The following is a 24,256-nucleotide window of genomic DNA, read 5'->3' as shown; positions in this document are numbered from 1 at the left end:
GCCCCCGACGAAGGAGACACCGATGACCCCCACCCGTTCCCTGCTGCACCGCCGGCTGTGCGCACTCGCCTCGGACGACGACGGCATGTCCACCGTCGAGTACGCCGTCGGCACCGTCGCCGCCGCGGCCTTCGCCGCGCTCCTCTACGCGATCGTCAGCGGCGGAGACGTCCTCGCCGCCCTCACCGGGATCGTGCAACGTGCACTGTCCACGACGCTCTGACAACGGCCGCGACATCCCGAGCCGACCCGATCGGCCCGACCGACCCGACCGGGCGGACCGGGCGGACCGGGCGGACCGGGCGGACCGCGGACACGGTGGCCGCCGTGTCCGCGGCCGCGCCACCCGTCGTGGTGCCGCGGTCGGCCCCACTAGCGGCGCGCCGTCCTGGCTGGCGGACGACCGTGGCGCGGTCACCGTCGAGGCGGCGCTGGCGCTCGGCACCCTGGTCGCGGTCACCGCGGCGGCGGTCGGAGCCGTCGCCGCGGTGGCGGCCGGGGTCCGCTGCACCGACGCCGCTCTCGAACTGGCCCGCCAGGCCGCGCGCGGTGACACCGAGCGGGGTCGGGCCGCGGCCGCGCAGCTCGCACCGGCCGGGGCCGAGCCCGAGCTCCGCGTCGACGGCGATCTCGTCGTCGTGACGGTGCGGGTCCGGCCGGTCGGGCTGCTCCCGGTCACGATCAGCGGTGCCGCGACTGCCGCGGTCGAACCCGGCGTCACGGCAGGCGCGGTCCGTTCCGGGTCGGCGCCGGCGCAGCCCGGTGGCGCGCCATGAGCAGGCACGCCCCGGTACGTCGCGGAGGCGACGCGGGCGTCGCCTCGGTCTGGGCCGCGACGGCCGCAGCGGTGCTGCTCCTGGTCGGCACCGTCGGTGTCGACCTGGCTGCCGCGGCCCGCGCCCGGCACGTCGCCTCCGCCGCCGCAGACCTGTCCGCGCTCGCGGCCGCGGGACAGTCGGTGGACGGCACCGCTGCCGCCTGCGCCCGTGCCTCCGACCTCGCCGTCCGCAACGGCGCCGAGCTGCTGACCTGCCGCCTCGACGGCTGGGACGCCCTGGTCGAGACCCAGGTCGCCTGGTCGGGGCTGCTCCCGCTCCGGGGTCCCGCACGGGCGAGGGCACGCGCGGGTCCGGCTCCCGTCGACGCGGGCACGCCCCCGGCGAGCGGGCCCGTGGACGGTTCGGTTCCTGCGGTGGAGCCGTCGTGAACACGCCCGGACGTGATCACGATCTCGGTGAGCGGTCCGCGCCTCCAGATGAACGGACGGCGAACCCCGGAGCACGCCGTCATCACGATTGCTTACGACGAACGTCCCAACGCAACGGCATCTCGTCGTGGGGGCGTGACCGATCACCGACGTTGCGCGGCCCACATCTGGTCACTGTCGCGACACTCGGGCCTACTAGGAGTCGCGAGGACGCGCAGGGTCCGGTCCGCCCCCGCCACGAAGACCACGCTCCCCAGACAGCGACGACGTCGGAGCGCCCCTGGCGCCCCCGTCCGATGTCGTCGCACGTGGTTGCCACCGGTCCGCCCCCGCCCCCGACGGGCGGGCCGGTGGTACCCCGTCCGGTCCCGCGGTCACCGCGAGCCGGTCGGGGTCCCGCCTTCCAGCGCGGCCAGAACCAGATCCAGCACCTGCACCGCCCCGCTCTTGTCCAGCGGGTTGTTCCCGTTGCCGCACTTCGGGGACTGCACGCACGAGGGGCATCCGGTGCGGCACTCGCAGTCCCGGACGGCGGCGCGGGTCGCCGCCAGCCATCGCCCCAGCACCTCGTGGCCGCGTTCGGCCAGCCCTGCGCCGCCGGGGTGCCCGTCGTGCACGAACACCGTCGGGAGCCCGGTGTCGGGGTGCAGCGCGGTGGACAGGCCACCGATGTCCCAGCGGTCACAGATCGCGAACAGCGGGAGCAGTCCGATCGCGGCGTGCTCGGCGGCGTGCAGGGCACCGGGGAGACGGGCCTCGTCGATGCCGGCGTCGGCGAGCGCGTCGGGGTCGATCGTGTACCAGACCGACCGGGTGTCCAGACTCTGCGGCGGCAGGTCCAGCGGCGTCTGGTCGAGCACCGTCCCGTCCGGGGTCCGTCGGCGGTACGCGACGACCTGGCTGGTCACCGTGGTCGCGCCGAAGCAGACCTGCACCGGCCCGCACCGGCGGTGCTCCAGTACCTCGAGCACGGCGACGTCGGAGACCGACTGGGCCTCGGTGCGCCAGTCCGGGGCCTCGGCGTGGACGAGCGCGACGCCGTCGTCGAGATCCAGCTCGTCGACGACGAAGCTGTCGCCACGGTGCAGGTACACCGCACCGGAGTGGATCGTGCCCGGGGCCGAGCCGCCGTCGACGGTGCCGAGCATCCGCCCGGTGGCCGCCTCGACCACGGCGACCTGTCCGAGTCCGGAGCCGCGGATGTCGACGTGCGCGGCGGGTGCGTCGCCGGTGTCGGGCCAGAACCAGCCGTGCGGTCGGCGGCGCAGCACGCCCTCCTCGACCAGGGCGTCGAGGACCTCCACCGCGGGCGCTCCTCCGAACATCTCCTCGACGTCGACCGTGGTCAGCGGCATCTCCGCGGCCGCGCATGCCAGCTGCGGAGCGAGCACGTACGGGTTGACCGGATTGAGCACGCAGCTCTCCACCGGCGCACCGACCAGCGAGCTCGGATGGTGGACGAGGTAGGTGTCGAGCGGGTCGTCGCGGGCGACGAGCACGACGAGTGCCTCGTCGGCGGCGCGCCCGGCACGCCCGGCCTGCTGCCAGAACGACGCGCGGGTTCCGGGGAAGCCGGCCTGCACCACCGCGTCGAGCCCGGAGATGTCGACGCCGAGCTCGAGGGCGTTGGTGGTCGCGACCCCGATCAGCCTGCCCGACATCAGGTCGGCCTCCAGCGCGCGGCGCTCCTCCGGCAGGTAGCCGCCGCGGTAGGCGGCGACCCGCGCGGCCAGCTCGGGAGCGATCTCGGCGACCTGGCGCTGCGCACCGAGCGCGGTGAGCTCGGCGGCCCGCCGGGACCGGACGAAGGCCAGGGTCCGCGCGTCCTCCAGGACGAGGTCGGCGAGCATCCGGGAGACCTCGGCCCCGGCGGAGCGGCGGACCGGCGCCCCGTTCTCCCCGGTGATCTCGGCGAGCAGCGGCGGCTCCCAGAACGCGACGGTGCGACCGGCATGCGGGGACCCGTCCTCGGTGACGGCGACGACGTCGCGGCCGGTCAGCCGGGACGCGAACTCCTCCGGGCGGGCCACCGTCGCCGAGGCGAGCACGATCGTGGGGCGTGCGCCGTAGCGGGCGGCGAGACGCAACAGCCGTCGCAGCAGCAGTGCCACGTGCGAGCCGAACACCCCGCGGTAGGTGTGGCACTCGTCGACCACGACGTAGCGCAGCCGGCGGAGGAAGGTCGTCCAGCGTCCGTGCCGAGGAAGGAGCGACCGGTGCAGCATGTCCGGGTTGGAGAAGACCCACCGGCAGTGCCTGCGGACCCAGTCGCGCTGGTCCATGGGGGTGTCACCGTCGAAGGCGGCGGGCCGGACACCGTCCGGGGCGAGCCCGTCGAGGGACCGCAGCTGGTCGGCTGCGAGTGCCTTGGTCGGGGCGAGGTACAGCGCCGTGGCCCGCGGGTCCTCGGCCAGCCCGGCGAGCACCGGGAGCTGGTAGACCAGCGACTTCCCCGACGCCGTCCCCGTCGCGACGACGACATCGGCGCCGGAGTGCACCAGCTCCGCCCCGTGTGCCTGGTGCGACCACGGGCGGGTCACGCCGCGGGCCGCCCAGGCCGTGCGCAGCGGTTCGGGTGTCCAGCCCGGCCAGTCGACCTGGCGGCCGGGCCGTGCCGGAATCCGCACGACGTGCCGCAACGGATCGTCGACGGCGCCGGCCGGATCGTCGCCATCGACACCATGGAAGCCGGGAGGATCGGCAGGGCCAGGAGGACGGCTGGGACCGGCAGGGCCGCGGGAGCCGGCAGAGCCGACGGGGTCGGTCGGCCCCCCGGAGCCGCGCGCTCCGTCCGGACCGTCGAACCCGTCCTGAGCGGCGAACGCCCCGGCGCCCGGTCCCGGCCTCGGCGGGACCGTCTCCGCCGGGCCGGACGTCCACGTGGCGTCGGCACGGGCCGGGTCGAGGCCCGAGCCCGCCAGCACGCGGCGGAGCAGCTCCATCCCGCGCTGCGACCCGTCCGGGCCCTGCGTGCTGTCCGCCGTCGCTCCCACGACCGACCACGATGGCACAGATGTTCGAACGATCAGCGGTCGCTCCCGGTGTCCGCCCCCGGCCGACGGGCGCGGCACGGGCGGACGACAGAAGTGGTTGCGTCGCAGGTGATCTGCAGGTTCCCGGATTGCGTCGCGACATCGTGTGGGATTGATCACTTTTGCCAGTTCGTTACGTCTTGTGATCCCAATCGCACTGAGGGATGTCCCACACTCATAGACTGCACCAGCCCGGTCACCGGTGGACGCCGCCCGGGCCCAGTCGACGCCGACGAGGCCGTCGCCGCCCGGCCGGGTCGCGCCACAGTGACCCCGACCCGGCCGCCGGGGACCTCGCCGGCCGGATCCTTTCCACCGGGAGGACACGGATGTCCCAGCCCACCTACCTCGCCCAGGGCCTCGAGCTCGGCGCGGGGGACCTCACCATCGTCGGTGTGGTCGCGGTGGTCGCCCTCGTCGCCCTGGTCGTCGGCGGTCTACTGCTGCGGGAGGTGCTCTCCTACGGCGAGGGCACCCCGAACATGCAGGAGATCGGCCGCGCGGTCCAGGAGGGCGCCACGGCGTACCTCAACCGCCAGTTCCGCACGCTCGCGATCTTCGCCGCGATCGTGTTCGTCCTGCTCTTCGCGCTCCCCGCCGAGGACCTCGGTGAACGCATCGGACGATCGATCTTCTTCGTCGTCGGCGCGGTCTTCTCCGCGATCATCGGCTACCTGGGCATGTGGCTCGCCACCCGCGCGAACATCCGCGTCGCCGCGGCCTCCCGCGAGCCGGGCGGCCGTGAGAAGGCGACCCGCATCGCGTTCCGCACCGGCGGCGTCGTCGGCATGTTCACCGTCGGCCTCGGCCTGTTCGGGGCCGCGATCGTCGTGCTCGTCTATGCCGGCCAGGCGCCCCGCGTCCTGGAGGGCTTCGGCTTCGGCGCGGCACTGCTCGCGATGTTCATGCGGGTCGGCGGCGGCATCTTCACCAAGGCCGCCGACGTCGGCGCCGACCTGGTCGGCAAGGTCGAGCAGGGCATCCCCGAGGACGACCCCCGCAACGCGGCCACCATCGCCGACAACGTGGGCGACAACGTCGGTGACTGCGCCGGCATGGCCGCCGACCTGTTCGAGTCCTACGCGGTGACGCTGGTCGCCGCACTGATCCTCGGCACCGCGGCGTTCGGCCTGCAGGGCCTGCTGTTCCCGCTGATCGTCCCGGCGATCGGCGTGATCACCGCGATCCTGGGCGTCTACCTGACCAAGGCCCGCGCCGGGGAGAACACCCTGCGGGCGATCAACCGCAGCTTCTACCTCTCGGCACTGTTCGCCGGCGTGCTGTCGATCATCGCCGCCTACGTCTACCTCCCGAGCACCTTCGGCGAGCTGCTGAACCCGACCGACACCAGCGTCGTCGGGCTCGCGGGCGACCCGCGCCTGATCGCCTCGGTCGCCGTGGTCATCGGGATCGTGCTGGCCGCGGTCATCCTCAAGCTGACCGGCTACTACACCGGTACCGAGGACCGCCCGGTCAAGGACGTCGGCGAGTCGTCGCTGACCGGTGCGGCCACCGTGATCCTGTCCGGCATCTCGATCGGCTTCGAGTCCGCCGTCTACACCGCGCTCGTCATCTCCGCGGCCGTCTACGGGGCGTTCCTGCTGTCCGGCTCGATCGTCGTGTCGCTGTTCGCGGTCGCACTGGCCGGTACCGGCCTGCTGACCACGGTCGGCGTCATCGTCGCGATGGACACCTTCGGCCCGGTCTCGGACAACGCGCAGGGCATCGCGGAGATGTCCGGCGACGTCGAGGGCGACGGCGTCGACATCCTCACCGAGCTCGACGCGGTCGGGAACACCACCAAGGCGATCACCAAGGGCATCGCGATCGCCACCGCAGTGCTCGCGGCGACGGCGCTGTTCGGCTCCTACCGCGACGCGATCAGCCAGGCCCTGGCCGGGGTGAACATCGCCGCGCAGGACGCCGGGACCGCGTTCGCCTACGAGGTGTTCAGCCCGAACACCCTGGTCGGCGTGATCATCGGCGCCTCGGTGGTCTTCATGTTCTCCGGCCTCGCGGTCAACGCGGTGACCCGCGCCGCGGGCGCCGTCGTCTACGAGGTGCGCCGCCAGTTCCGCGAGCACCCCGGGATCATGGACCGCACCGAGCGCCCGGAGTACGGCCGCGTCGTCGACATCTGCACCCGGGACTCGCTGCGCGAGCTGGCCACCCCCGGCCTGCTCGCCATCTTCGCCCCGATCGCGGTCGGGTTCGGTCTCGGCGTCGGCCCGCTGGCCGGCTACCTGGCAGGTGCCATCGCGACCGGCGTCCTGATGGCGATCTTCCTGGCCAACTCGGGCGGCGCCTGGGACAACGCCAAGAAGCTCGTCGAGGACGGCAACCACGGCGGCAAGGGCTCCGACGCCCACGAGGCGACGATCATCGGCGACACCGTCGGCGACCCGTTCAAGGACACCGCGGGCCCCGCGATCAACCCGCTGATCAAGGTCATGAACCTGGTCTCGGTGCTGATCGCCCCCGCGGTCGTGGTGCTGTCCACCCCGGACGCCAACCCGGTGATCCGCGTCCTCATCGCGATCGTCGCGGTGGTGATCATCGCGGCCGCGGTGGTGGTCTCGAAGCGCCGCACCTCGGCGATCACCGACACCCCGGCCGAGAGCTCGGTCGGTTAGCCGACACCTCGCAGGACCACGGCGGCCGCTCGTCCCATCGGGACGGGCGGCCGTCTTTCGTCTCGGGACGATTCGGATACTCTCCGCCGGACCGCAGTGATCACCCCCGACGGAGGAGCGATGCGGACATCGCGAGGTCTCGCCGCGCTCCTCGTCGCCCCGACCGTCGTGCTGGCGGGCTGCGGCCCCTCCGGGCCGACCGTCGAACAGTGGACCGACTCGATGTGCGCGGCCGTGCTGCCCTTCGTCCGCACCGCCGTGGACGCGCCCGCGGAGACCCCGGATCCGGCGCAGCGGCTGCGGGCCCTCTCGGACTACCTGACCCGCACCACCCAGGCCGCCGACGGCGCGCTGGGCGACCTGGACCGGCTCGGCCCGGCCCCCGTCGACGACGGCGAGGCCCTCGCCGCGCGGCTCCAGGGCGGACTCGGCGAGATCCGCTCGGCGTTCTCCGGGGCGCGCTCGCGGGTCGACGCCATCGACCCGGCCGACCCGGCCGCGGTGCAGCGTGACCTGCCTGCCGCGCTGGAGCCGCTCGCCCGCCTCGCCGGGACCACCGGGCCGCTCGACGAGGTCACCGGCAACCCGGCGATCGCCTCGGCGTTCCGGGCCTCGACGGCCTGCACGGACCTCACCCGAACGGCGGAGCAGGCCCGCCCGACACCGCCGCCCGGCGGCCCCGCCGATGCCCCGAACGGGTCAACCGGGGAGGGCGGAGGCAGCTGACCCGCGGCGGCGTCCTACCGTCGACCACTGTCCGTGTCCCGGGCCCCCACGGGCCCCGACCCTGGAGCCCGACGATGGCCACCCCCCGCCCGGCGCGCACCGCCCGGGTCCTGCTCCCCACCCTGCTCGCCGCGCTCCTGGCCGGCGGCTGCGCGTCGAGCGTGGCCGGCACCCCCGCGGCGGACCCGGCCCCCCGACCGACCGCGGGCGTCGGCGCCGACCCGGTCGCCTGGGGCGACAAGGTCTGTGGCGCGACCCTGGCCTACTACCAGCCGCTCAACACCCCGCCGAACTACGACGGCGCCGACCTCGCCGGGATCAAGACGCGCCTGTCGGAGTACCTCGGCAAGGTGGCGGCCGGCATCGACACCGGCAAGAAGCAGCTGGCTGCGGCCGGGCAGTCCCCGGTGAGCGGCGGCGACGCGTGGGCCGCCGCGGTCCGCGACATGCTCGACCGGTCCGGCACGACGATCGCCCAGGCCAAGAAGGACGTCGACGCGATCGACCCGAACGACGTCCAGGGCTTCAAGGGCAAGCTCGACGGCGCCCAGCAGAAGCTGCGGACGATCTCCGGCGCCCAGGGGCTGGACAAGATCGGGCCCACCCCGCGTCTGGACAAGGCGTTCGCGACCGCACCGAAGTGCGTCGCACTCAAGAAGATCAACGGCCCCGCCTGACCCGCTGCGTCACCCGTACGGCGCTCCCCGCTGGGCAAGGTCGAACATGCGTTCTATGCTTCGCGGGTGCCGCAGATGTCGCTGTTCTCCGCGGAGGCCCGGCCGGCCGGGCTGACCGACCTGGCCGGGCTGCTCTGCGGGCCCGGGCGGATCGAGCGGTTCGGCGCCGGGGACACGGCCCGGTTCGACGTCCCACTGCCGATCGAGGGGCGCGAGACCGCGCTGGCCGCGCTGGCGGCGGCCCGCGGCGTCACCCTCGCCCCCGGGGCGTCCGGGATGCGCAGCGCGTTCCGGCGCGACCTGGTTCCCCTGGCCCGCGCCTGGTGCACGCCGGAGGGTCGCAAGCAGATCCCGCCGGACTTCCAGCTCGACGGCGCCGCGCTCCGGCTGTGGGCGCTCGCCGCGGGCACCCCCGACCTGCGGGGCGGGTACCTGCTGCTGCTCGATCCACAGGCGTCGTGGACACACGGCCCGCTGATCGCCGCCGCCACCCGGGCCGGCCTGCCCCCGGCACGGCTCGCCCCGGGGGAACACGGCGCGCCCGGCCCGGCGTTACGCCTGCACGGAGCGCGTCGACTGGCCCGACTGGTGGAACTGGTCGGCCCCGCGCCGCGGATGACGAATCCGGCCGACTGGCCCCGGTACCGCGGCCGACCGGCCGCCTGACCTGCCGAACTACGGCTGGGTCTACGCTGGCGACTCGCCCGCTCCCAGTGGCACGAGCCACGACACGGAGCGACGACGGTGTGAGATCGTGCGATCGTCGACCCCGAAGAAGACGCTCAGCGCAACCGTCCCGGCACGCTCCGGGACCGCACGATGCACCTGTACGGGGTCGGATAACGGCGACGACGTCGCAGGGACCGCGACGCAGCCGAGGAGATGAGGTAGGACCACGTGGCAGCAGCGACAACGGGAACGACGGGTTCGGCACGCACGTCGGGGGGCAGCACGCGCAAGCCGACCTCGACGGCGAACGCATCCGGCCGCCCGACGCGCCGCCTGGTGATCGTCGAGTCCCCCAGCAAGGCGAAGAAGATCCAGCCCTACCTGGGCAACGACTACATCGTCGAGTCCTCCGTCGGGCACATCCGTGACCTGCCGCGCGGTGCGGCGGACGTGCCCGCCAAGTACAAGGGCGAGTCCTGGGCGCGGCTCGGCGTCGACGTCGACAACCAGTTCAGCCCGCTCTACATCGTCACACCGGAGAAGCGCAGCACCGTCTCGGAGCTGCGCGAGGCGCTGAAGACCGTCGACGAGCTCCTGCTCGCGACGGACCCCGACCGCGAAGGCGAGGCCATCGCCTGGCACCTGCTCGAGACCCTCCAGCCCAAGGTCCCGGTCCGGCGGATGGTCTTCCACGAGATCACCGAGTCGGCGATCCGGGCGGCCGCGGAGAACACCCGCGAGCTCGACCAGCACCTCGTCGACGCGCAGGAGACCCGCCGCATCCTGGACCGTCTCTACGGCTACGAGGTCTCCCCCGTGCTGTGGAAGAAGGTCATGCCGAAGCTGTCGGCGGGCCGCGTCCAGTCGGTCGCGACCCGGCTGATCGTGCAGCGCGAGCGTGACCGCATCGCGTTCCGCTCCGCGGAGTACTGGGACATCGCCGCGACCCTCGACGCCGGGGAGAAGGCCACCCCGCGCTCGTTCGGCGCACGGCTGGTGCAGGTCGACGACAAGCGCGTCGCCACCGGCCGCGACTTCGACTCGCTCGGGCAGCTGAAGAAGGGCTCCGCCGAGGTCGTCACCCTGAACGAGGCGCAGGCACGCCGCCTCGCCGACGGGTTGCAGGACCGTCCGATGGAGGTCGCCTCCGTCGAGTCCAAGCCCTACACGCGCAAGCCGTACCCGCCGTTCATGACCTCGACGCTGCAGCAGGAGGCGGGCCGCAAGCTGCGGTTCTCCTCCGAGCGCACGATGCGCAGCGCGCAGCGCCTGTACGAGAACGGCTACATCACCTACATGCGTACGGACTCGACGACGCTGTCGGCGACGGCCATCGAGGCCGCCCGCTCGCAGGCCCGTGAGCTCTACGGCGACGCCTACGTCGCGGACTCGCCGCGCCAGTACACGCGCAAGGTGAAGAACGCCCAGGAGGCCCACGAGGCCATCCGCCCTGCCGGCGAGACCTTCCGGACCCCCGGTGCGATCGCCCGCGAGGTCGACGGTGACGACTTCCGTCTCTACGAGATGATCTGGCAGCGGACCATCGCCTCGCAGATGAACGACGCCCGCGGGACCACCGTGAGCATCCGGATCGCGGGCACCGCGGGGACCGGCGAGAAGGTCGTGTTCGCGTCCTCCGGCCGCACGATCACCTTCCCCGGCTTCCTCAAGGCCTACGTCGAGACCATGGACGACGAGTCCACCGGCCAGGCCGACGACGCCGAGTCCCGGCTCCCGGAGCTGACCGAGGGGCAGGCGCTGACCGCCACCGAGCTGGTGCCCGACGGGCACTCGACCAGCCCGCCGTCGCGCTTCACCGAGCCCGCGCTGGTCAAGGCGATGGAGGAGATGGGGATCGGGCGGCCGTCGACGTACGCGTCGACGATCAAGACCATCCTCGACCGCGGCTACGTCTGGAAGAAGGGCTCCGCGCTCGTCCCGTCGTGGGTGGCGTTCGCCGTCGTCGGGCTGATGGAGCAGCACTTCGGCCAGCTCGTCGACTACGACTTCACCGCCGCCATGGAGGACGACCTCGACTCCATCGCCTCCGGGGACGACTCCCGCGTGCACTGGCTGTCCGGCTTCTACTTCGGCGACGAGGGCGCGGACACCGGGTCGGAGATCGCGAAGGCGGGCGGGCTGAAGAAGCTCGTCGGCGCGAACCTGGAGGAGATCGACGCCCGCACGGTGAACTCGATCCCGATGTTCACCGACGCCGAGGGCCGCGACGTCGTCGTCCGGGTCGGGCGCTACGGCCCGTACCTGGAGCGGATCGTCGACGGCGAGTCCCAGCGGGCCAACCTGCCCGACGACCTGGCCCCCGACGAGCTGACCGAGGAGATCGCCGAGAAGCTGTTCTCGGTGCCGCAGGAGGGCCGCAAGCTGGGCACCGACCCGGTCACCGGCCACGAGATCGTGGCGAAGGAGGGCCGCTTCGGCCCCTACGTCACCGAGCTCCTGCCCGAGCCGGAGGTGCCCGAGGGCGCCAAGAAGAAGCCGGCCAAGCCCAAGCCGCGCACCGGCTCGCTGTTCAAGTCGATGTCGGTCGACACCGTCACCCTCGAGGACGCGCTGCGGCTGCTGTCGCTGCCCCGGATCGTCGGCACGGACCCGGACTCCGGTGACGAGATCACCGCGCAGAACGGCCGCTACGGCCCGTACCTGAAGAAGGGCACGGACTCGCGGTCGCTGTCGAACGAGGAGCAGCTCTTCACGGTCACCCTGGAGGAGGCCCTGGGGATCTACTCCCAGCCCAAGCAGCGGGGCCGTGCCGCCGCGGCACCGCCGCTGCGCGAGCTGGGTGAGGACGCCTCGACCGGCAAGAAGATGGTGATCAAGGACGGCCGGTTCGGCCCCTACGTCACCGACGGCGAGACGAACGCCAGCCTGCGCAAGGGCGACTCGGTCGAGGAGATCACCGACGAGCGGGCGTCCGAGCTGCTCGCCGAGCGGCGGGCGAAGGCCCCCGCGAAGAAGACCACGACCCGCAAGCCGGCCGCGTCGAAGAGCACCACGGCCAAGAGCCCTGCGGCAAAGACCGGCACCCGCACGGCCGCGGCGAAGAAGACCACGACGCGCAGCACGGCGGCGAAGAGCACCACGACGAAGTCGACCGGGACGCGCACCCGCAAGACCCCCACGACCTGAGTCGAGGACGGGCCCCGCACCGGAGCGATCCGGTGCGGGGCCCGTCGTCGACGGGGGCGGGTCAGCCCGCGGCGAGGGCCTTCTTCACCGCGGCGGCGACACGGCCGCCCTCGGCGCGGCCCGCCGCGGCGGCGTTCGCCTTCTTCATGACCTGTCCCATCTGCCGCATGCCGGGCCGCTCCCCGGTCTCGGCCTCCACCTCGGCGACGGCGGCGGTCGCCAGGGCGGCCACCTCGTCGTCGTCGAGCTGGGTCGGCAGGTACCGGGCGAGGACCTCGCCCTCGGCGCGCTCACGGTCCGCGGACTCGGGGCGGCCGCCGTCGGCGAAGGCCTGGGCGGACTCGGCACGCCGCTTGGTCTCCTTGGTGATGACCGCGCGGACCTCGTCGTCGGAGAGCTCCCGGGCGGTGTCACCGGCCACCTCGGCGTTGCCGATCGAGGTCAGGACGGATCGCAGGGTCGTCCGGACCAGCTCGTCCCTGGCCTTCATCGCGGTGGTCAGGTCGGCCCGCAGCTGCTCCTTGAGGGTGCTCACGGGTCGCCACGATAGTCCCGCGACGTACGCTGGATCGCGTGAGTATCGCTGGGACCCTCGCACGCACCGCCGCCGGAGCCGCCCTGCTCGGGGCCTCGGGAATCGGGTACGCGGCGGGGATCGAGCGACGGCACTGGACGCTGCGCCGGGTCGAGCTGCCCGTCCTCGACGAGGGTGCGCGGCCGCTGCGGATCCTGCACCTGTCGGACTTCCACCTCATGCCGGGCCAGCGCAGCAAGATGCGGTGGATCGCCGCGCTCGACGAGCTCGACCCGCACCTGGTGATCGACACCGGGGACAACCTGGCGCACCCCGACGCCGTCCCGGGCGTGCTGACCGCACTGGGGAGGCTGTTGGAGCGGCCGGGCGCGTTCGTGTTCGGCAGCAACGACTACTACGGCCCCACCCGGAAGAACCCGGCCCGCTACCTGCGTCGCGGGGACACCAGGCGGGTGCACGGGGCGGACCTGCCCTGGACCGACCTGCGCGCCGCGTTCCGCGAGCACGGCTGGGTCGACGCCACCCACGCCCGGCACCTGCTCGAGGTCGACGGCCGGTCGGTCCGGATCGCGGGCGTCGACGACCCGCACCTGAACCTGGACCGCTACCCGCGCATCGCCGGCCACGACGCCGACGCCGACCTGCGCATCGGGCTGACCCACTCCCCCGAGCCGCGGGTGCTCGACGGCTTCGCCGCCGACGGCTACGACCTCGTCCTCGCCGGCCACACCCACGGCGGCCAGCTGCGGCTGCCCGGCTACGGCGCACTCGTCACCAACTGCGGGATCGACCGGGGCCGTGCCCGCGGGGCGAGCCGCTGGGGCAGCCGGATGCGGCTGCACGTGTCGGCCGGGCTGGGCACCTCGCCGTACGCGCCGGTGCGCTTCGCGTGCCCGCCGGAGGCCTCGCTGCTGACCCTCGTACCGCGGACGACCGGCCCCGATGCGCGGACGGGAACCCCCGCGCAGGCCACGGAGGGCATCGGGTAGAGTTCTCCACGGCTCACGGGGAGACCCGAGTGTCCATCGGGGTGTGGCGCAGCTTGGTAGCGCGCTTCGTTCACACCGAAGAGGTCACTGGTTCGATCCCAGTATCGCCCACAGTCAAAACCCCTGGTCACAGGCTCAGTGAGCCGGATGTGACCAGGGGTTTCGTTGTTGCGCGGGGACCCGAGTAACTAACTGAGTACCTACGTGGCCGAGTCCGGGAAGATCTTGTTCATGGCGGTGGCTCCGGTGTCGATGACGGGCCGGATCTGCTTCCGGTACACGCGCTCGGTGACCCCGCTACCGCCCGCGTGTCCGACCAGACTGGCGATCTGGTCGACCGTCATGCCGCTGTCGGAGAGCAGGGACACGAAGCTGTGGCGCAGCTCCCGCGGTGTCCACTCGGCGGCGTTCAGCCCGATCTCCTTCAACTCTGGCGCGCCGAGCACCCGGCGGAATCCTCGTCGGACGTTGGCGGCGTCCAGCTCGGTGCCAGTCTCCGAGGCGAACACCAGCCCGTTCTCCTCCCACCGGGCCCCGGCCTGATTCCGGTGCCGGGCCTGGCGACGGCGCTGCTCGCGGAGAACGTCGACGCAGCGACTCGGCAGGGCGATCGTCCGGCGTGACTTCCGGGTCTTCGTGTCGCCATCGACTCGGACCGAGCGCCAGACCTTCATATGCGGGGGAACCGGCGGGTCAGCGTCGGGCTCACCGGTCAACTCAACGTCGGTCCAGACGACGGCCCGAAGCTCCTCGGTCCGCGCGCCGGTCAGCAGGGCCAGCACCGTGTAGGCGCCGTAGGTGTTCGCAACCTCGCGTTCCAGCAGCGCCCGTGCCTGGGCGAGGGTGAGTGCCTTCGACGGCCTCCCGCTCCTGCCCTTGGGCGTGCTGCAGAGCAGCACGACGTTCCGCCGGACTCGGTCCCTGGCCTGTGCGCGTTTCACCGAGCGCAGCAAGATCGAGCGGATGTCCTGCAGAGTGCGGGTGCTCAGCTCGCGGGCCTTGCTCGCTAGCCAGCGGTCGACGTCCTCGGCCGACAGGTCCCGCAGCTTGCGGGCACCAAGCGCGGGAACGACATGCTGCTCGGCCAGAATCCGACGCGTCGTGACTGTGCTCTGGTCCCGACCGTTGAGCCCGTACGTCAGCCAGTCCTCCACAGCCTGCGCCACGGTGAACCCGGCGTCCTTGACGACGATGCCGTCTTCGTAGTCGCGAAGAAGCTGCTTGAGCTTCTTCATCGCCTCCGTCTTCGTGCGCCCGCTCGCGCGCCTCATGATCCGCTTCCCCGCGGGGGTGTATCCAACCGTCACCGCCCCGATCCATCGTTGGCGAGACTCGCTCCAGCTGAGTCCGCCGTCCCCGCGACTACGCCGACTGGCCATAGTCGGCGTCCTTCGCCTCGGCGGTGAGTAGATCGATGTAGCGGCTGATCGCAGTCGCCGGGATGAGGCGGGTCCGGCCCTCGGTAACCGAGCCGAGCCGCCCGGACCGGATCAGCTCGTAGATCACTGAGCGACTGAGTGAGAGCAGCAGCATCACCTCGGACACGCGGTAGAGCTGACGGACGGGCAGCGTCTCGGCAGTGAATTCGGGCATGGCTCAGGCACCCCCGTCAGAGTCGGTTACATCGGTTACAGCGGTTACATGCCTGGTCAGGGGCGTAACCGACGATTGGGGTGTAACCGCTACATCGGTTACAGCTGTGCCGTCGGGCAGCGGTGGGGGCGGGGGCTCGGCAGTGGGTGTAACCGATGTAGCGGTTACACCTGCGGTATCGGTTACGCCTCTGACCTGCGGCGTAACCGATGTAACCGATGTAACCGCTCCTGGAGGGTGGTCCTCGGTGAGGGCGGGGAGGTAGCGGGTGAACGCATCGGTCAGCGCTCCGGCGAGGGTGTAGCCCTTGGTGACGTGTCCGCCGACGCGGATCGAGCCGGGGCGTACCCCGTACCGGCTGAGTTCTCTGGCGAGGCGGCGGCCGTCGAGGGGGCGCCCGTCCAGGTCGGCCCAGCCGGATTCGTCGTCGGTGCAGAGCCGTCCGATGATGTCGCTGGTTGCCATCCGGTCGGTCTCGTGGGCGACGAACAGTGCCCGCAGATCAGCGAGCAGCCTCGTCCCGACCGACGTGCCGGTCTCGGTCGCCTGGCCGACGAAGTGCACCGCGGCGGCGCGTGCGGTGTCGGGCCAGTGGTCTCCGGCGAGGTCGGCGATCGCGAGCAGCGGTTCCCAGATCTCGGCGTTGCGGTCGGTGACTTGCTCGGGCATGACCGGATCGGCCCCCGCCAGGTGCTCCTCCGCGACCCTGTCCATCCACGCCGCGAGCTGCTCACGCAATGGCTGAGCTTCGGCCTCCACCCGCCGCTCCCGGAACGCCTCGACCTGCTCGTGTGGAGCCCGGCGCCGCATGTGGACGGTGACGGCGCGGGAGGTGATGGTGACTGGTACGGCACCGGCGATCCCGGCGAGCGCGACCGGGGCGAACGTCGGGAACCGCTCGACTTTCATCCGGGAGGCGTCCCCGACACAGCGCGCCACGGTCGCGGAACGCTTGTAGCCGGAGTTCAGCAGGCCTCGCAGGTCCTCGTTGTTCCCGCCGTTCTTGGCCGAGAACACGGCGTCGATCTCGTCGAACAGCAGCGAGATCGGCCCGTCGCAGAGCATCCGGAAGACAGCGGCGGTGGTGGCCGAGATGGTCATCTCCGGCTTGCGGACGAGGAACTGCGCCACCTCCAGCACACGCGTCTTCCCGGACCCGGGTTCGACGGAATCCAGGACGAGGCGCGGGGTGGTGTAGAAGTGCTCGATCGCGTGGGTGTGGGCGTACCAGAGCGCCAGCATCGGCGCGGTGTGCCGGTCGGGGAAGACCGAGAACCGGGACACGAACGCGACGACCTGGTCCAGCAGAACAGCCGGTGCGACGGCGGGCAGGTCCGGGACCGCACGCAGGCTCTGAGGCGCGGTGTTGCTCATGCCGTCCGCCGCCCTTCGGTGGTGGTGCTCGACAGGGTGGGGAGTCGGCGGGGCCGTCGGGCGCCGTAGGCCAGTCCGGACCGGATGGTGGCGGCGATGTCGGCGGTGGTGCAGTCGCACGACCCGGCGATGATGTGGCCGGCCGCAGCGGTCAGGTCCGCGGCGGCCTGGTGCTCGTCGAGGGCGCCCGCGCCGACGAGCTGGCCGAGGGCGCGGGCGGCGGTGAACACCGCGGCGTTGTGCCCCCCGCTCTCGGCCTTCTCGACCCGCCGCAACTCCGCCCTCACGACCGCGGACACGTAGGCCCCGTGGTCGCGCGGTGCCGTGGTGGGCGCCGTGGTGGGCCGCTCAGACGGCCCTGAGAGGGCCGTAGCCGAGCGAACGGACAGGTGCCAGACCATCCACCCCGGCAGGGGTGGTGGGTCGGTGTCGTCGGCGAGTTCGTAGACGCCGTTCGGGAGGCGGCTGCCGGGGGCGAGTACCTGCCCGCCGTGCCCGCGGCTGTCGAGCATCGGTCCCAACGTGCGGGCGGTGTTGCCGAGCCGGGCCGTCGGCGCGCGGAAGTACAGGTGCCGCCCGCCGGATGGGGTGGTGACGGTCCAGGTGTCGGGTAGTCCGCCGCGTCCGGCGGCCAGGGCGGTGAGGACGTCCCAGCCGTCGCGGGTCTGGTCGGCGTGGTCGGGTTTGGGGGTGTCGCAGTCGATCACGTAGAGGCCCGAGGGGCCGCAGGCGATCCCGGCGTTGTGGTGGGGGTGGGTGGTGAAGTAGTCCACGATGATCTCCGGGTTGGTGGTGGCGCGGGACTCCCACGCCGCGATGGCGGGTTGCTTACGGCTCGGTAGGACCGGGAACAGCGCCCAGCCGCGGGCGGCGAGGTCGAGCCACCCCGCCAGCCGTGCCCGGTCCGCGGCGTTCACCGCTGCCCCCCGTCGCGGCGGGTGCGGCGGCGGTGCTGGTGGTGGAACCCGCCGGGGCCCGGCGTGTCGATCGAGGTCGTGCGGCGGGTCAGGTTGTGGGTGACCGGGCCGACCGTGATGGCGAACGACCAGCGGCCGTCCTGGTTGACCGTGGCCCGCAGCGGGCCGAGTCGGAACGTCTTGCGCGCGCGGAACCTCATCGCGGGTCTCCCTGGTGGTGGCGGGTCGGGTGGGTGGTGTCGTGGCAGTCGAGGCAGCAGCCCAGCGAGCGGGGGATGCAGTACCCGGCGTCGCGATCGCAGGACGGGCAGCGCCGCCGGGCGGCCAACGCCCGGCCCAGCGCGGCCCGCTGCGCGGGTGTCGGGACCCGCTTGGGGCCCAGCTCGGCCGGGTCCCAGAGCAGCGCCCATCGGCGTCCGCGGCGGCACTCGATCCGCCCGACCGGTGCGGCACCTGCGGGTGCTCGTCCGGCGGCGCGCATCTGGCGTCGGGTGACCAGCCCGGCCGGGGCGCAGCGCCACCGCCACGTCGGTAGTCCGTCGTGCATGCGGGCGGTGGGCTGCCAGCCCCACCGGTCGGTCATCACTCCGTGCTCACTCTGTGTCGACATTGCTGCTCCTGTTTTTGGCATGACGAAGGACAGGGAGGGAGGCGCGAGGGTGCGGCTCGATCCCGGTTTTCGGTGGTTGTTGCTGGTGGGGGCGGGGTGGGTCCCTGGCCTCCCTGGAGGGGTGTTGTTGCTGATCAGGGCAGGGAGGCGGGCTCAGGGAGGCGGGGAGGGAGAACTCCCTGCCTCCCTGAGCGACTCCCTGTGATCAGCCGCCCTCGCCGGTCCCGTCGTCGTCACTCTCTGTCGCGGTGAGGCGGTCGGCGATGGCCTCGGCGACCCGCGCGGTGGAGACCTGCATGGTGCCGCCGGTCTTGTAGGGCTTGGCTCCGTCGGGCAGCTCCTCGGCCAGGCGCTCGAAGGTCCAGGACCCGTAGTGCCTCCGGTCCAGTCCGGCCAGCAACGCGAGCGCTTCCTGGGTGCGCATCCGCTTCGCCCCCGCCTCGGCGAGGACGCGGGCGAGGTCGTCGAGCAGGTCCCGCCCCGCGACCGGTTCCGGGGTCCGCGCTCCGGTGGTGGTGAGTCCGGCCTCAGCGCGGATGCCCAGGGCTCGTTCGACGACGGGGGTGACGTCGTCGACGCCGTTGCCGCGGGCGACGTAGAAGCAGCGCATCAGCCCATCGGCCGGGGTGAACCCACTGGTCATCGCCGTACCCAGGTCACCCATGTCCACCGACCCGTCGGAGTCCACGGTCATCGGGCGCAGCGTGGTCGCCGAGATTCCGGCGCGGTGCTTGCCGGTGCCCAGGATCGCGTCGTTGCCCTGGTGGTCACCGATGGCGAAGCACGCCCGGTTCGACAGCACCTTCGCCACCTTCCGCGGCAGCGAATCGGCCGACGGGACGGGGGTGGCGAAGATCAGCGTGACCCCGTACTTACGGGCCTTGGCCACGATCTTCTCCACCAGCTCCGCCGCCTCCTCACCCACCGCGGAGACGAACAGTTCCTGGCACTCGTCGATCACCACCACGCGCGGCCGCATGGTGGGGTCGGCCTCGGCCAGCGCCCGGGTGAGCTTCGGCTCGCCCGCGGCCTGCAACTTGCGGCCGCGCTCGGACAGCTCCGACATCAGGGCCTTGAGCGCGTCCAGGACCGTGGGGATCTGCTCCGGGTCGTCGGAGACGAACAGGGTGCGCAGGCGGGGCTTGAGCGGGTCGTAGTCGGCGTTGACGGCCATGCAGTAGACGTCGACCTCCACGAGGGGGTCGAGGATCGCGCCGAGCAGCGCGGTGATGATCAGGGTGGACTTGCCCGACCCCATCATCCCGGCCACGCCCCAGTTCGCCGCGAACAACCGACCCAGGACGAGCTTCCCGCGGGGGTCGACCCCGACCGGGACACCCTTGAAGTAGTCCGCCGTCCCGTCCCGCAGCAGCGGCCACGGCGCCACCGGCTTGGTCAACGAGCCCTGATCAGCGGTCCACAGGTCCATCACACCGGGGTTGTCGCGGGGCTCGGTGGGCCACACCTCGACCGGCAGCCGCAGCAGGTTGTGCGCCAGGACCGGCTTGCTGTTGTTGATCATCTCCACGGTGACGCCCTCGGGCAGCAACAGTTGGCAGTGCCAGCCCTTCCCGTCATGGGTCGGCGGCATCACCCACCGCGGGGCCCAGCCCTCCCGGAACTTGCGGTTCAGCGCGGGGATGTTCATGTTCCGCAGCGCGTTCACGATCGCCCGCTCGTCGGGGATCACGTCGCGGCGGGACTCCTCCGGCTCGCCGGGAGCGACCCACGCGGGCAGCTCGCAGCGCGACCGCCCCAGGTGCCACAGGAACGCGACCGCGGCGGCGGTGGCGGCGAGCAGCAGGGTCGCGCCGTAGACGGCGAGGAACCACGACACCCACATGACCAGGTCGACCACCGCCATCAGCGGGGCGATGACCTGGGTGATGTCGCGGTGCCCGAACGCGAGCACCACCCCGAGAAGGAGCAGTAGCCCGAGGAACCCGAGCAGCCCCGCCCCGATGGCCTTGAACAAGTCCAGGGGGTGGCGGATCCAGTCCATGACCCGGTCATGGCGGCGCTGCTTCTCCGCGACGTCGCGGGCCTCCCACTCCAACAGCCCTTCCTGATCGCCCGCGACCTCCGCGCGGCGCATCTGGCGCTCGTAGCGGGAAGCGCCGTGAGCGTCGCGCCAGTAGCCGTAGGCCACCCCGGCGCCGAGCAGCGGGTACCAGAGGTTGCGCACCCCGCCCTTGGCCACCGCCTTGGTGGTCGGGTGGGCCACGACGGCGCGGGACACGCTGTAGGCGCGGACCGGGGCCTGTCGAGCGACCCGCACCAGAGCGGTCCCGGGGCGCGCCTTCACGGTCTCGGCGGGCCGGTGGTCGGCCGCCTGGTCGTCGACGATCTCGCCGTCCACGACCAGCGGCTCGGCCTCCTCGACCGGGCCGTCGGTGGTCGGGATGTCGGCGGGTGGGGTGCGGTGCGGGCGTGGCGGCGGGCGGCGCCCGTGCTCCCCCGGAGCGGTGGCCGGCCGCGCGGCCGGACCGCCGATCGTCTCGGTGTCGTGTCCTGTGTGGTCGGTGTCGTGCGGGTTGCTGGTCACGGGTCGATTCCCCTCGATCATCGCTGGTCAGGACTGGTTGGTTCGGTGCTCATCACGCAGCGCCCGCGCCCTGGCCGGTGCGCAGCGCAGGCCCGTGCGGATCGACTCCGCCGAGGACGGATCGACCTCCCCGGCCGCCACCGCAGCGGCCAGCTCGGCGCGGAGCTCGGCCATCGAGCGGGCCCGCGGGCGGGTCGCCTTACGCCGCGGTCGGCGGCGGCCGTGCTCGCCGTCGCGGCCCCCAGCGGGCCGGTCGAGGGTCGCGACACCGTGCCCGTCCGGGCGGTCGTCCTCGGTGCCGATATCGGCCGGGTCGTGCTGGTCCCCGGTCCCGCCCGCGGGGTCGTCAGCGGACGGGACCGGGATGCTCGACAGGGGCGGGGTCTGCTCGGCCAGCCACGCCGACACCTCCGCGGCCAGGTCCCCGCCGTCGTCGTCGACGGGCAGCCCGGGGGTGGTGTGCGGGGCCAGGTGGGCACGGCCGAGCCGGTCACGGCGCACCCGGTAGACCCCAGGGGCGTGGACCAGGCGGGCGTCGCCGTCGGTGTCGATCTCGGCGACCGCGGCCCGCAGCGCCGCCCGACGAGCCGCGCGCAGCTTCCGCTCCGCCGCCCGCACGGTGCGCGCCCTGCGGGCCGGGCGGGCCCCGGCGGTCACCAACTGGTGCGCGATCACCCCGGCCACCGACACCACACCCATCACCAGCCCGGTACTCGCCCCGGCGTCGAGGCCGTGGGCGACGTTCAGCCCCGCGGCCACGGCGGCGAACGCCCACACCCCGGCCTGGAGAGCCCACAGCGGAGCGCCCGGGTGGGTCCGGCGCCGGGACTGCACCGCCAGGGCGAACGCCCACATCCCCAGCTCACTCAGGACCGGCAGCACCGCGCCGGTCCAGGACCCGTAGACGGCGACGCCGTAGGCGGCCATCGCCGGGACCGCCATCACCGCCGACGCCACCGCCAGCGGATAGATCAGCAGGTCCACCCGATGCCGAGCCGCCCACACCCCGACCGCCGCCCGCCGGGCCGCAGCACGCTTCCGCCGCTCCGCCCGGGCCCGGCGGGTCTGCTCGACCCGCGCCGCCCGCGCGGCCTCATCCCGGGCGGCCCGCTCGGTACGGCGGCGCTCGGCGATCTCCGCCCGCACCGCCTCCACATGCAAAGCCCGCTCCGCAGCAGCGTCGGCGTCACGACGCGCCAGCTCCGCCGCCGCCGCCCGGTCCTCACGACGACGCTCCGCCCACGTACCCGTACTCATCGCACGGCCGCCTTCATGCACCGCGGCCGCGAGCACACATCACCCATGCCCGACCGCACCCGGACCCCGCAGGACCGGCAATGCACCGGCCCCGACGCCTCCTCCGTGTGACGGCCCCGCCGGTGATGCTTCGCGTGCTGCGACGCCGCGACCTCCCGCGCCACCGCAGCCCGCCCCACCCGGGCCCCGCCCTTGGCCGTACTCGACAACCAACCCATCGCCCCGCTCCTCTCCTGCGCCTACTTCATCTGTCCTATGTGGATCAAAGGGGTGCGCCCGTCCGGCCTCGACCGGCCTGCACCCGGGGTCAGCGCGTGAAGCGCAGGACCCACTTCACCGGCGTCACCGGCAGATTCCGACCCGCCGGGCCGTGGCCCCGGTCAGGTACGACATCGGCGCCGACCGCTCGGTCTCCACCACACCGGCGCCGCCGTCGAGGTGACGCAGCTTCACCCTCACCCGCCCCTGCGGGCGCCACTCGATCCCGAGGACCTCCGCCCAGGCACCGCCCGCGGGCCCGTAGGAGTAGACCCACCACCCGGGCCGGACCAGCCGCACCGGACGCTCCTGGGCCGCCTTCGCCGCCGCGCGCTCCACACCAGCCGCCAACCGGGCGCTCACCGCACACCCGCCGGGGGCTCCTCGGCGCCGAGCAGGACCAGCTCCGCCCGATCCTGCGCCGCCACAACCTCCACCACCGCCGACAGATAGCCGTCGTTGGAACGCAGACGACGCCACTCCCGCCACCCCACGACCGCGCTGCTCAGCGCCTCGGCCCCGGCCGCACCGCCCGCGACCCACACCAGCGCACCGGCCACGCCGTCGAGGGGGCCAGCCGCGCCCAGCGCGAGGACAACGAACACCCCGGTCAGCACCACCAGCGCCACCCCGGCGCCGGACCGGCGCCAGAACTCGCCCCGGACCTGGTCCAGCACCCGACGACGGTGCGCATCCACGACCCGCATCACGCCGCCTCACCACTCACGACGTCCGACCGGACCGACGTCCGCGACCCGAGGGCAAGAACGACGCCGGTCGCCCGCTCGCCGCCATCCGCGACGACCGGAGCCGACACACCCCATGCCTCATCGAGCACCTGATCCCAGTAGGCGTGGAGCGCCACCACCTGCTCCTCCTCCAGCACTGCAACGCAATCCGCGAACTGATTCGAGCGGTCCCGCATCTGAATCTCCTGCCGCCGTGCCGACCCTCACTGACTCATACACTCAAGCACACGAGCACTCGTGTGTACAAGTACCAAGATGCGAAAGGGGCCAGCTCGCACCTGGCGAGCTGGCCCCGTGTGGAGAGACTGGCGGGTCGTGCCCTACTCGGCGGCGAACCGGTACACGTACCGGTGTCGGTCCCCAACTGCTACGGAATCGAAGTACTCCAGGACGCGGCCGTCCTTGTCGAGCGCCTGCCGGACGAGCGACACGACGGGAGCGCCCGACGCCAGGTGCAGCGCCACTGCCTCCTCCGGCGACGCCTGCCGGGCGAACAGTTCCTCTTGGAACTCGGCGATGGCGTGCCCCTTCGCCTCCAGCAAGCCGTAGATGCCACCCGGGGCCGTTTCGCCCGCCGAGAACCCGATCTCGGCGTCAAGGCTGGACGGGATGTAGGAGTCCGCCAGTTGGGTCGGGGACCCACCGACCCACATGCGACGACGCTTGACGACTGCGGTGGGCTCACCGATCAGCTCTGCAACGTCGGCCGAGACGTCGACAGTCTCGACCGGACCAAGCTCCTCGGAGGTCCACTCCAGCCCGAGAGCCTCAGCCTCTGCCGCAAGAGCGCCCTTGCCCTGCGCTCGGGCGGCTCGGCTGAACCGGTTGTTTCGCATGGCCAGTACGGGCAGCGCCTGCCTGACGAAGGTGCCCTTGCCGTGAATCGGCTCCGTCAGGCCCTCCTGTTGCAGGACGGCCAGACCTCGACGGATCGTCTGCCGGGTCACGCCCAGCTCGGACATCAGTTCGGCCTCGCTCGGCAGCTTGGCTCCGGGGCCAAGCTCGCCAGAGCGGATACGCTGCCGGAGCACGTCGGCGACCTGTGCGAACACCGGCCGGTCACTGCGCTGATCGATTGCCACAGTTCACACTCTCCTCGTTGCCTCGCTCGTGCGCTTATGCGGTCAAGTGTACGAGCAGCGGGCCATCATCGCGGCGGCGCCCCCACCTGTCAAGCCGCCGAGGGAGGGGTAGACAGTGTCTCGACGGGCCCGCCGCCGCTGCCTTCCCTGCGGGTGTAGCGCCGTCCGGGGGCTGCACGAAGTGCCGTCGGTCATCGCAAGGCAAGCTCGCGCTTCTGAGTAGCTAATTGAGTATCAACGGCCACGGACTGACGGG

General features: G+C 72.6%; 23 protein-coding genes and 1 tRNA gene. 10 read left to right on the top strand and 14 right to left on the bottom strand.

Going from position 1 to position 24,256, the window contains the following annotated elements; all coding sequences use genetic code 11:
- Positions 1–22 precede the first annotated feature (22 nt).
- From Ae717Ps2_RS00250 to Ae717Ps2_RS00240, 3 genes are read left to right on the top strand one after another with little or no spacing between them, the layout of a single operon-like run.
- A complete protein-coding gene (locus Ae717Ps2_RS00250; RefSeq protein ID WP_075308801.1) occupies positions 23–223 on the top strand; it encodes a DUF4244 domain-containing protein in 201 nt (66 codons plus the stop codon).
- A complete protein-coding gene (locus tag Ae717Ps2_RS00245) occupies positions 201–776 on the top strand; it encodes a TadE family type IV pilus minor pilin (RefSeq protein ID WP_233147394.1) in 576 nt (191 codons plus the stop codon). Before Ae717Ps2_RS00250 ends, Ae717Ps2_RS00245 begins: the two co-directional genes overlap by 23 nt.
- A complete protein-coding gene (locus Ae717Ps2_RS00240; RefSeq protein WP_075308803.1) occupies positions 773–1,207 on the top strand; it encodes an Rv3654c family TadE-like protein in 435 nt (144 codons plus the stop codon). The genes Ae717Ps2_RS00245 and Ae717Ps2_RS00240 overlap by 4 nt, the downstream gene beginning before the upstream one ends.
- A gap of 374 nt (positions 1,208–1,581) precedes the next feature.
- Here the strand turns inward: Ae717Ps2_RS00240 and Ae717Ps2_RS00235 are convergent, their stop codons facing one another.
- Positions 1,582–4,149, bottom strand: coding sequence for a DEAD/DEAH box helicase (locus Ae717Ps2_RS00235; protein WP_075308807.1), 2,568 nt, complete (start codon positions 4,147–4,149; stop codon positions 1,582–1,584).
- Positions 4,150–4,568: 419 nt separating this feature from the next.
- Here Ae717Ps2_RS00235 and Ae717Ps2_RS00230 point away from each other — a divergent pair, with 419 nt between their 5' ends.
- The 5 genes from Ae717Ps2_RS00230 to topA all read left to right on the top strand — a co-directional run bounded on the left by Ae717Ps2_RS00230 (position 4,569) and on the right by topA (position 12,091).
- The gene (locus tag Ae717Ps2_RS00230; protein WP_060713601.1) at positions 4,569–6,872 is read left to right on the top strand and encodes a sodium-translocating pyrophosphatase; all 2,304 of its coding nucleotides are present in this window, start codon (positions 4,569–4,571) and stop codon (positions 6,870–6,872) included.
- A gap of 120 nt (positions 6,873–6,992) precedes the next feature.
- Entirely contained in the window at positions 6,993–7,598 is a 606-nt protein-coding gene (locus Ae717Ps2_RS00225; RefSeq protein ID WP_139318852.1) for a hypothetical protein, read from the top strand.
- Between the two features lie 74 nt (positions 7,599–7,672).
- A complete protein-coding gene (locus tag Ae717Ps2_RS00220) occupies positions 7,673–8,275 on the top strand; it encodes a hypothetical protein (protein ID WP_075308811.1) in 603 nt (200 codons plus the stop codon).
- A 75-nt stretch (positions 8,276–8,350) separates the two neighbouring features.
- Positions 8,351–8,941 carry a hypothetical protein gene (locus Ae717Ps2_RS00215; RefSeq protein WP_337819625.1) on the top strand — a complete coding sequence of 197 codons (591 nt, stop codon included), beginning with the start codon at positions 8,351–8,353 and terminating at the stop codon, positions 8,939–8,941.
- Positions 8,942–9,277: 336 nt separating this feature from the next.
- Complete coding sequence (gene topA / locus Ae717Ps2_RS00210) at positions 9,278–12,091, top strand: type I DNA topoisomerase (protein ID WP_233147711.1); 2,814 nt, start codon at positions 9,278–9,280, stop codon at positions 12,089–12,091.
- A 61-nt stretch (positions 12,092–12,152) separates the two neighbouring features.
- Here the strand turns inward: topA and Ae717Ps2_RS00205 are convergent, their stop codons facing one another.
- The gene (locus tag Ae717Ps2_RS00205; protein ID WP_020627793.1) at positions 12,153–12,626 is read right to left on the bottom strand and encodes a GatB/YqeY domain-containing protein; all 474 of its coding nucleotides are present in this window, start codon (positions 12,624–12,626) and stop codon (positions 12,153–12,155) included.
- Between the two features lie 38 nt (positions 12,627–12,664).
- On the opposite strand from Ae717Ps2_RS00205, the gene Ae717Ps2_RS00200 reads away from it, so the two are divergent.
- Positions 12,665–13,615 carry a metallophosphoesterase gene (locus Ae717Ps2_RS00200; RefSeq protein WP_020627794.1) on the top strand — a complete coding sequence of 317 codons (951 nt, stop codon included), beginning with the start codon at positions 12,665–12,667 and terminating at the stop codon, positions 13,613–13,615.
- Positions 13,616–13,654: 39 nt separating this feature from the next.
- Positions 13,655–13,726: transfer RNA gene (locus Ae717Ps2_RS00195), tRNA-Val, on the top strand.
- Positions 13,727–13,815: 89 nt separating this feature from the next.
- Here Ae717Ps2_RS00195 and xerC read toward each other — a convergent pair.
- The 12 genes from xerC to Ae717Ps2_RS00130 all read right to left on the bottom strand — a co-directional run bounded on the left by xerC (position 13,816) and on the right by Ae717Ps2_RS00130 (position 24,000).
- A complete protein-coding gene (gene xerC, locus Ae717Ps2_RS00190; protein WP_233147393.1) occupies positions 13,816–14,850 on the bottom strand; it encodes a tyrosine recombinase XerC in 1,035 nt (344 codons plus the stop codon).
- Positions 14,851–14,977: 127 nt separating this feature from the next.
- Positions 14,978–15,208 carry a helix-turn-helix domain-containing protein gene (locus Ae717Ps2_RS00185; protein ID WP_075307023.1) on the bottom strand — a complete coding sequence of 77 codons (231 nt, stop codon included), beginning with the start codon at positions 15,206–15,208 and terminating at the stop codon, positions 14,978–14,980.
- A 3-nt stretch (positions 15,209–15,211) separates the two neighbouring features.
- Positions 15,212–16,582 carry a DUF3631 domain-containing protein gene (locus Ae717Ps2_RS00180; protein ID WP_075307021.1) on the bottom strand — a complete coding sequence of 457 codons (1,371 nt, stop codon included), beginning with the start codon at positions 16,580–16,582 and terminating at the stop codon, positions 15,212–15,214.
- The gene (locus Ae717Ps2_RS37175) at positions 16,579–17,499 is read right to left on the bottom strand and encodes a bifunctional DNA primase/polymerase (RefSeq protein ID WP_158071436.1); all 921 of its coding nucleotides are present in this window, start codon (positions 17,497–17,499) and stop codon (positions 16,579–16,581) included. Before Ae717Ps2_RS37175 ends, Ae717Ps2_RS00180 begins: the two co-directional genes overlap by 4 nt.
- Complete coding sequence (locus tag Ae717Ps2_RS35845) at positions 17,496–17,699, bottom strand: hypothetical protein (RefSeq protein ID WP_075332868.1); 204 nt, start codon at positions 17,697–17,699, stop codon at positions 17,496–17,498. Before Ae717Ps2_RS35845 ends, Ae717Ps2_RS37175 begins: the two co-directional genes overlap by 4 nt.
- Complete coding sequence (locus Ae717Ps2_RS00165; RefSeq protein WP_198932111.1) at positions 17,696–18,109, bottom strand: RRQRL motif-containing zinc-binding protein; 414 nt, start codon at positions 18,107–18,109, stop codon at positions 17,696–17,698. The genes Ae717Ps2_RS35845 and Ae717Ps2_RS00165 overlap by 4 nt, the downstream gene beginning before the upstream one ends.
- Positions 18,110–18,314: 205 nt before the next feature.
- Positions 18,315–20,654, bottom strand: a complete 2,340-nt coding sequence (locus Ae717Ps2_RS00155) for an FtsK/SpoIIIE domain-containing protein (RefSeq protein WP_083702230.1) — start codon at positions 20,652–20,654, stop codon at positions 18,315–18,317.
- 27 nt (positions 20,655–20,681) lie between these two features.
- Positions 20,682–21,911: a hypothetical protein gene (locus Ae717Ps2_RS00150; RefSeq protein ID WP_075332867.1), complete on the bottom strand. Its 1,230-nt coding sequence runs from the start codon at positions 21,909–21,911 to the stop codon at positions 20,682–20,684.
- A 342-nt stretch (positions 21,912–22,253) separates the two neighbouring features.
- Positions 22,254–22,532, bottom strand: coding sequence for a hypothetical protein (locus Ae717Ps2_RS00145; protein ID WP_139318755.1), 279 nt, complete (start codon positions 22,530–22,532; stop codon positions 22,254–22,256).
- Positions 22,529–22,876 carry a hypothetical protein gene (locus Ae717Ps2_RS00140; RefSeq protein WP_143510272.1) on the bottom strand — a complete coding sequence of 116 codons (348 nt, stop codon included), beginning with the start codon at positions 22,874–22,876 and terminating at the stop codon, positions 22,529–22,531. Before Ae717Ps2_RS00140 ends, Ae717Ps2_RS00145 begins: the two co-directional genes overlap by 4 nt.
- The gene (locus Ae717Ps2_RS00135) at positions 22,876–23,094 is read right to left on the bottom strand and encodes a hypothetical protein (protein ID WP_075307007.1); all 219 of its coding nucleotides are present in this window, start codon (positions 23,092–23,094) and stop codon (positions 22,876–22,878) included. The genes Ae717Ps2_RS00140 and Ae717Ps2_RS00135 overlap by 1 nt, the downstream gene beginning before the upstream one ends.
- Before the next feature lie 144 nt (positions 23,095–23,238).
- A complete protein-coding gene (locus tag Ae717Ps2_RS00130) occupies positions 23,239–24,000 on the bottom strand; it encodes a GntR family transcriptional regulator (protein ID WP_075307005.1) in 762 nt (253 codons plus the stop codon).
- Positions 24,001–24,256 lie beyond the last annotated feature (256 nt).

The organism is Pseudonocardia sp. Ae717_Ps2, assembly GCF_001932475.1.
In the GTDB taxonomy this organism is placed as follows: domain Bacteria; phylum Actinomycetota; class Actinomycetes; order Mycobacteriales; family Pseudonocardiaceae; genus Pseudonocardia.
Note: the sequence above shows the minus strand (reverse complement) of the source record. Positions and strands in the feature narration are given on the sequence as shown.

Bases quoted from the DNA above. Each gene is read 5' to 3' on its own strand.
- Ae717Ps2_RS00150 (WP_075332867.1), bottom strand. From the start codon at position 21,911: ATGAGTACGGGTACGTGGGCGGAGCGTCGTCGTGAGGACCGGGCGGCG.
- Ae717Ps2_RS00230 (WP_060713601.1), top strand. From the start codon at position 4,569: ATGTCCCAGCCCACCTACCTCGCCCAGGGCCTCGAGCTCGGCGCGGGG.
- Ae717Ps2_RS00225 (WP_139318852.1), top strand. From the start codon at position 6,993: ATGCGGACATCGCGAGGTCTCGCCGCGCTCCTCGTCGCCCCGACCGTC.
- Ae717Ps2_RS00240 (WP_075308803.1), top strand. From the start codon at position 773: ATGAGCAGGCACGCCCCGGTACGTCGCGGAGGCGACGCGGGCGTCGCC.
- xerC (WP_233147393.1), bottom strand. From the start codon at position 14,850: ATGAAGAAGCTCAAGCAGCTTCTTCGCGACTACGAAGACGGCATCGTC.
- Ae717Ps2_RS00180 (WP_075307021.1), bottom strand. From the start codon at position 16,582: ATGAGCAACACCGCGCCTCAGAGCCTGCGTGCGGTCCCGGACCTGCCC.
- Ae717Ps2_RS00135 (WP_075307007.1), bottom strand. From the start codon at position 23,094: ATGCGGGACCGCTCGAATCAGTTCGCGGATTGCGTTGCAGTGCTGGAG.
- Ae717Ps2_RS00235 (WP_075308807.1), bottom strand. From the start codon at position 4,149: ATGGAGCTGCTCCGCCGCGTGCTGGCGGGCTCGGGCCTCGACCCGGCC.
- Ae717Ps2_RS00250 (WP_075308801.1), top strand. From the start codon at position 23: ATGACCCCCACCCGTTCCCTGCTGCACCGCCGGCTGTGCGCACTCGCC.
- Ae717Ps2_RS00165 (WP_198932111.1), bottom strand. From the start codon at position 18,109: ATGTCGACACAGAGTGAGCACGGAGTGATGACCGACCGGTGGGGCTGG.
- Ae717Ps2_RS00140 (WP_143510272.1), bottom strand. From the start codon at position 22,876: ATGCGGGTCGTGGATGCGCACCGTCGTCGGGTGCTGGACCAGGTCCGG.
- Ae717Ps2_RS00220 (WP_075308811.1), top strand. From the start codon at position 7,673: ATGGCCACCCCCCGCCCGGCGCGCACCGCCCGGGTCCTGCTCCCCACC.
- Ae717Ps2_RS00215 (WP_337819625.1), top strand. From the start codon at position 8,351: ATGTCGCTGTTCTCCGCGGAGGCCCGGCCGGCCGGGCTGACCGACCTG.
- Ae717Ps2_RS00185 (WP_075307023.1), bottom strand. From the start codon at position 15,208: ATGCCCGAATTCACTGCCGAGACGCTGCCCGTCCGTCAGCTCTACCGC.
- Ae717Ps2_RS35845 (WP_075332868.1), bottom strand. From the start codon at position 17,699: ATGAGGTTCCGCGCGCGCAAGACGTTCCGACTCGGCCCGCTGCGGGCC.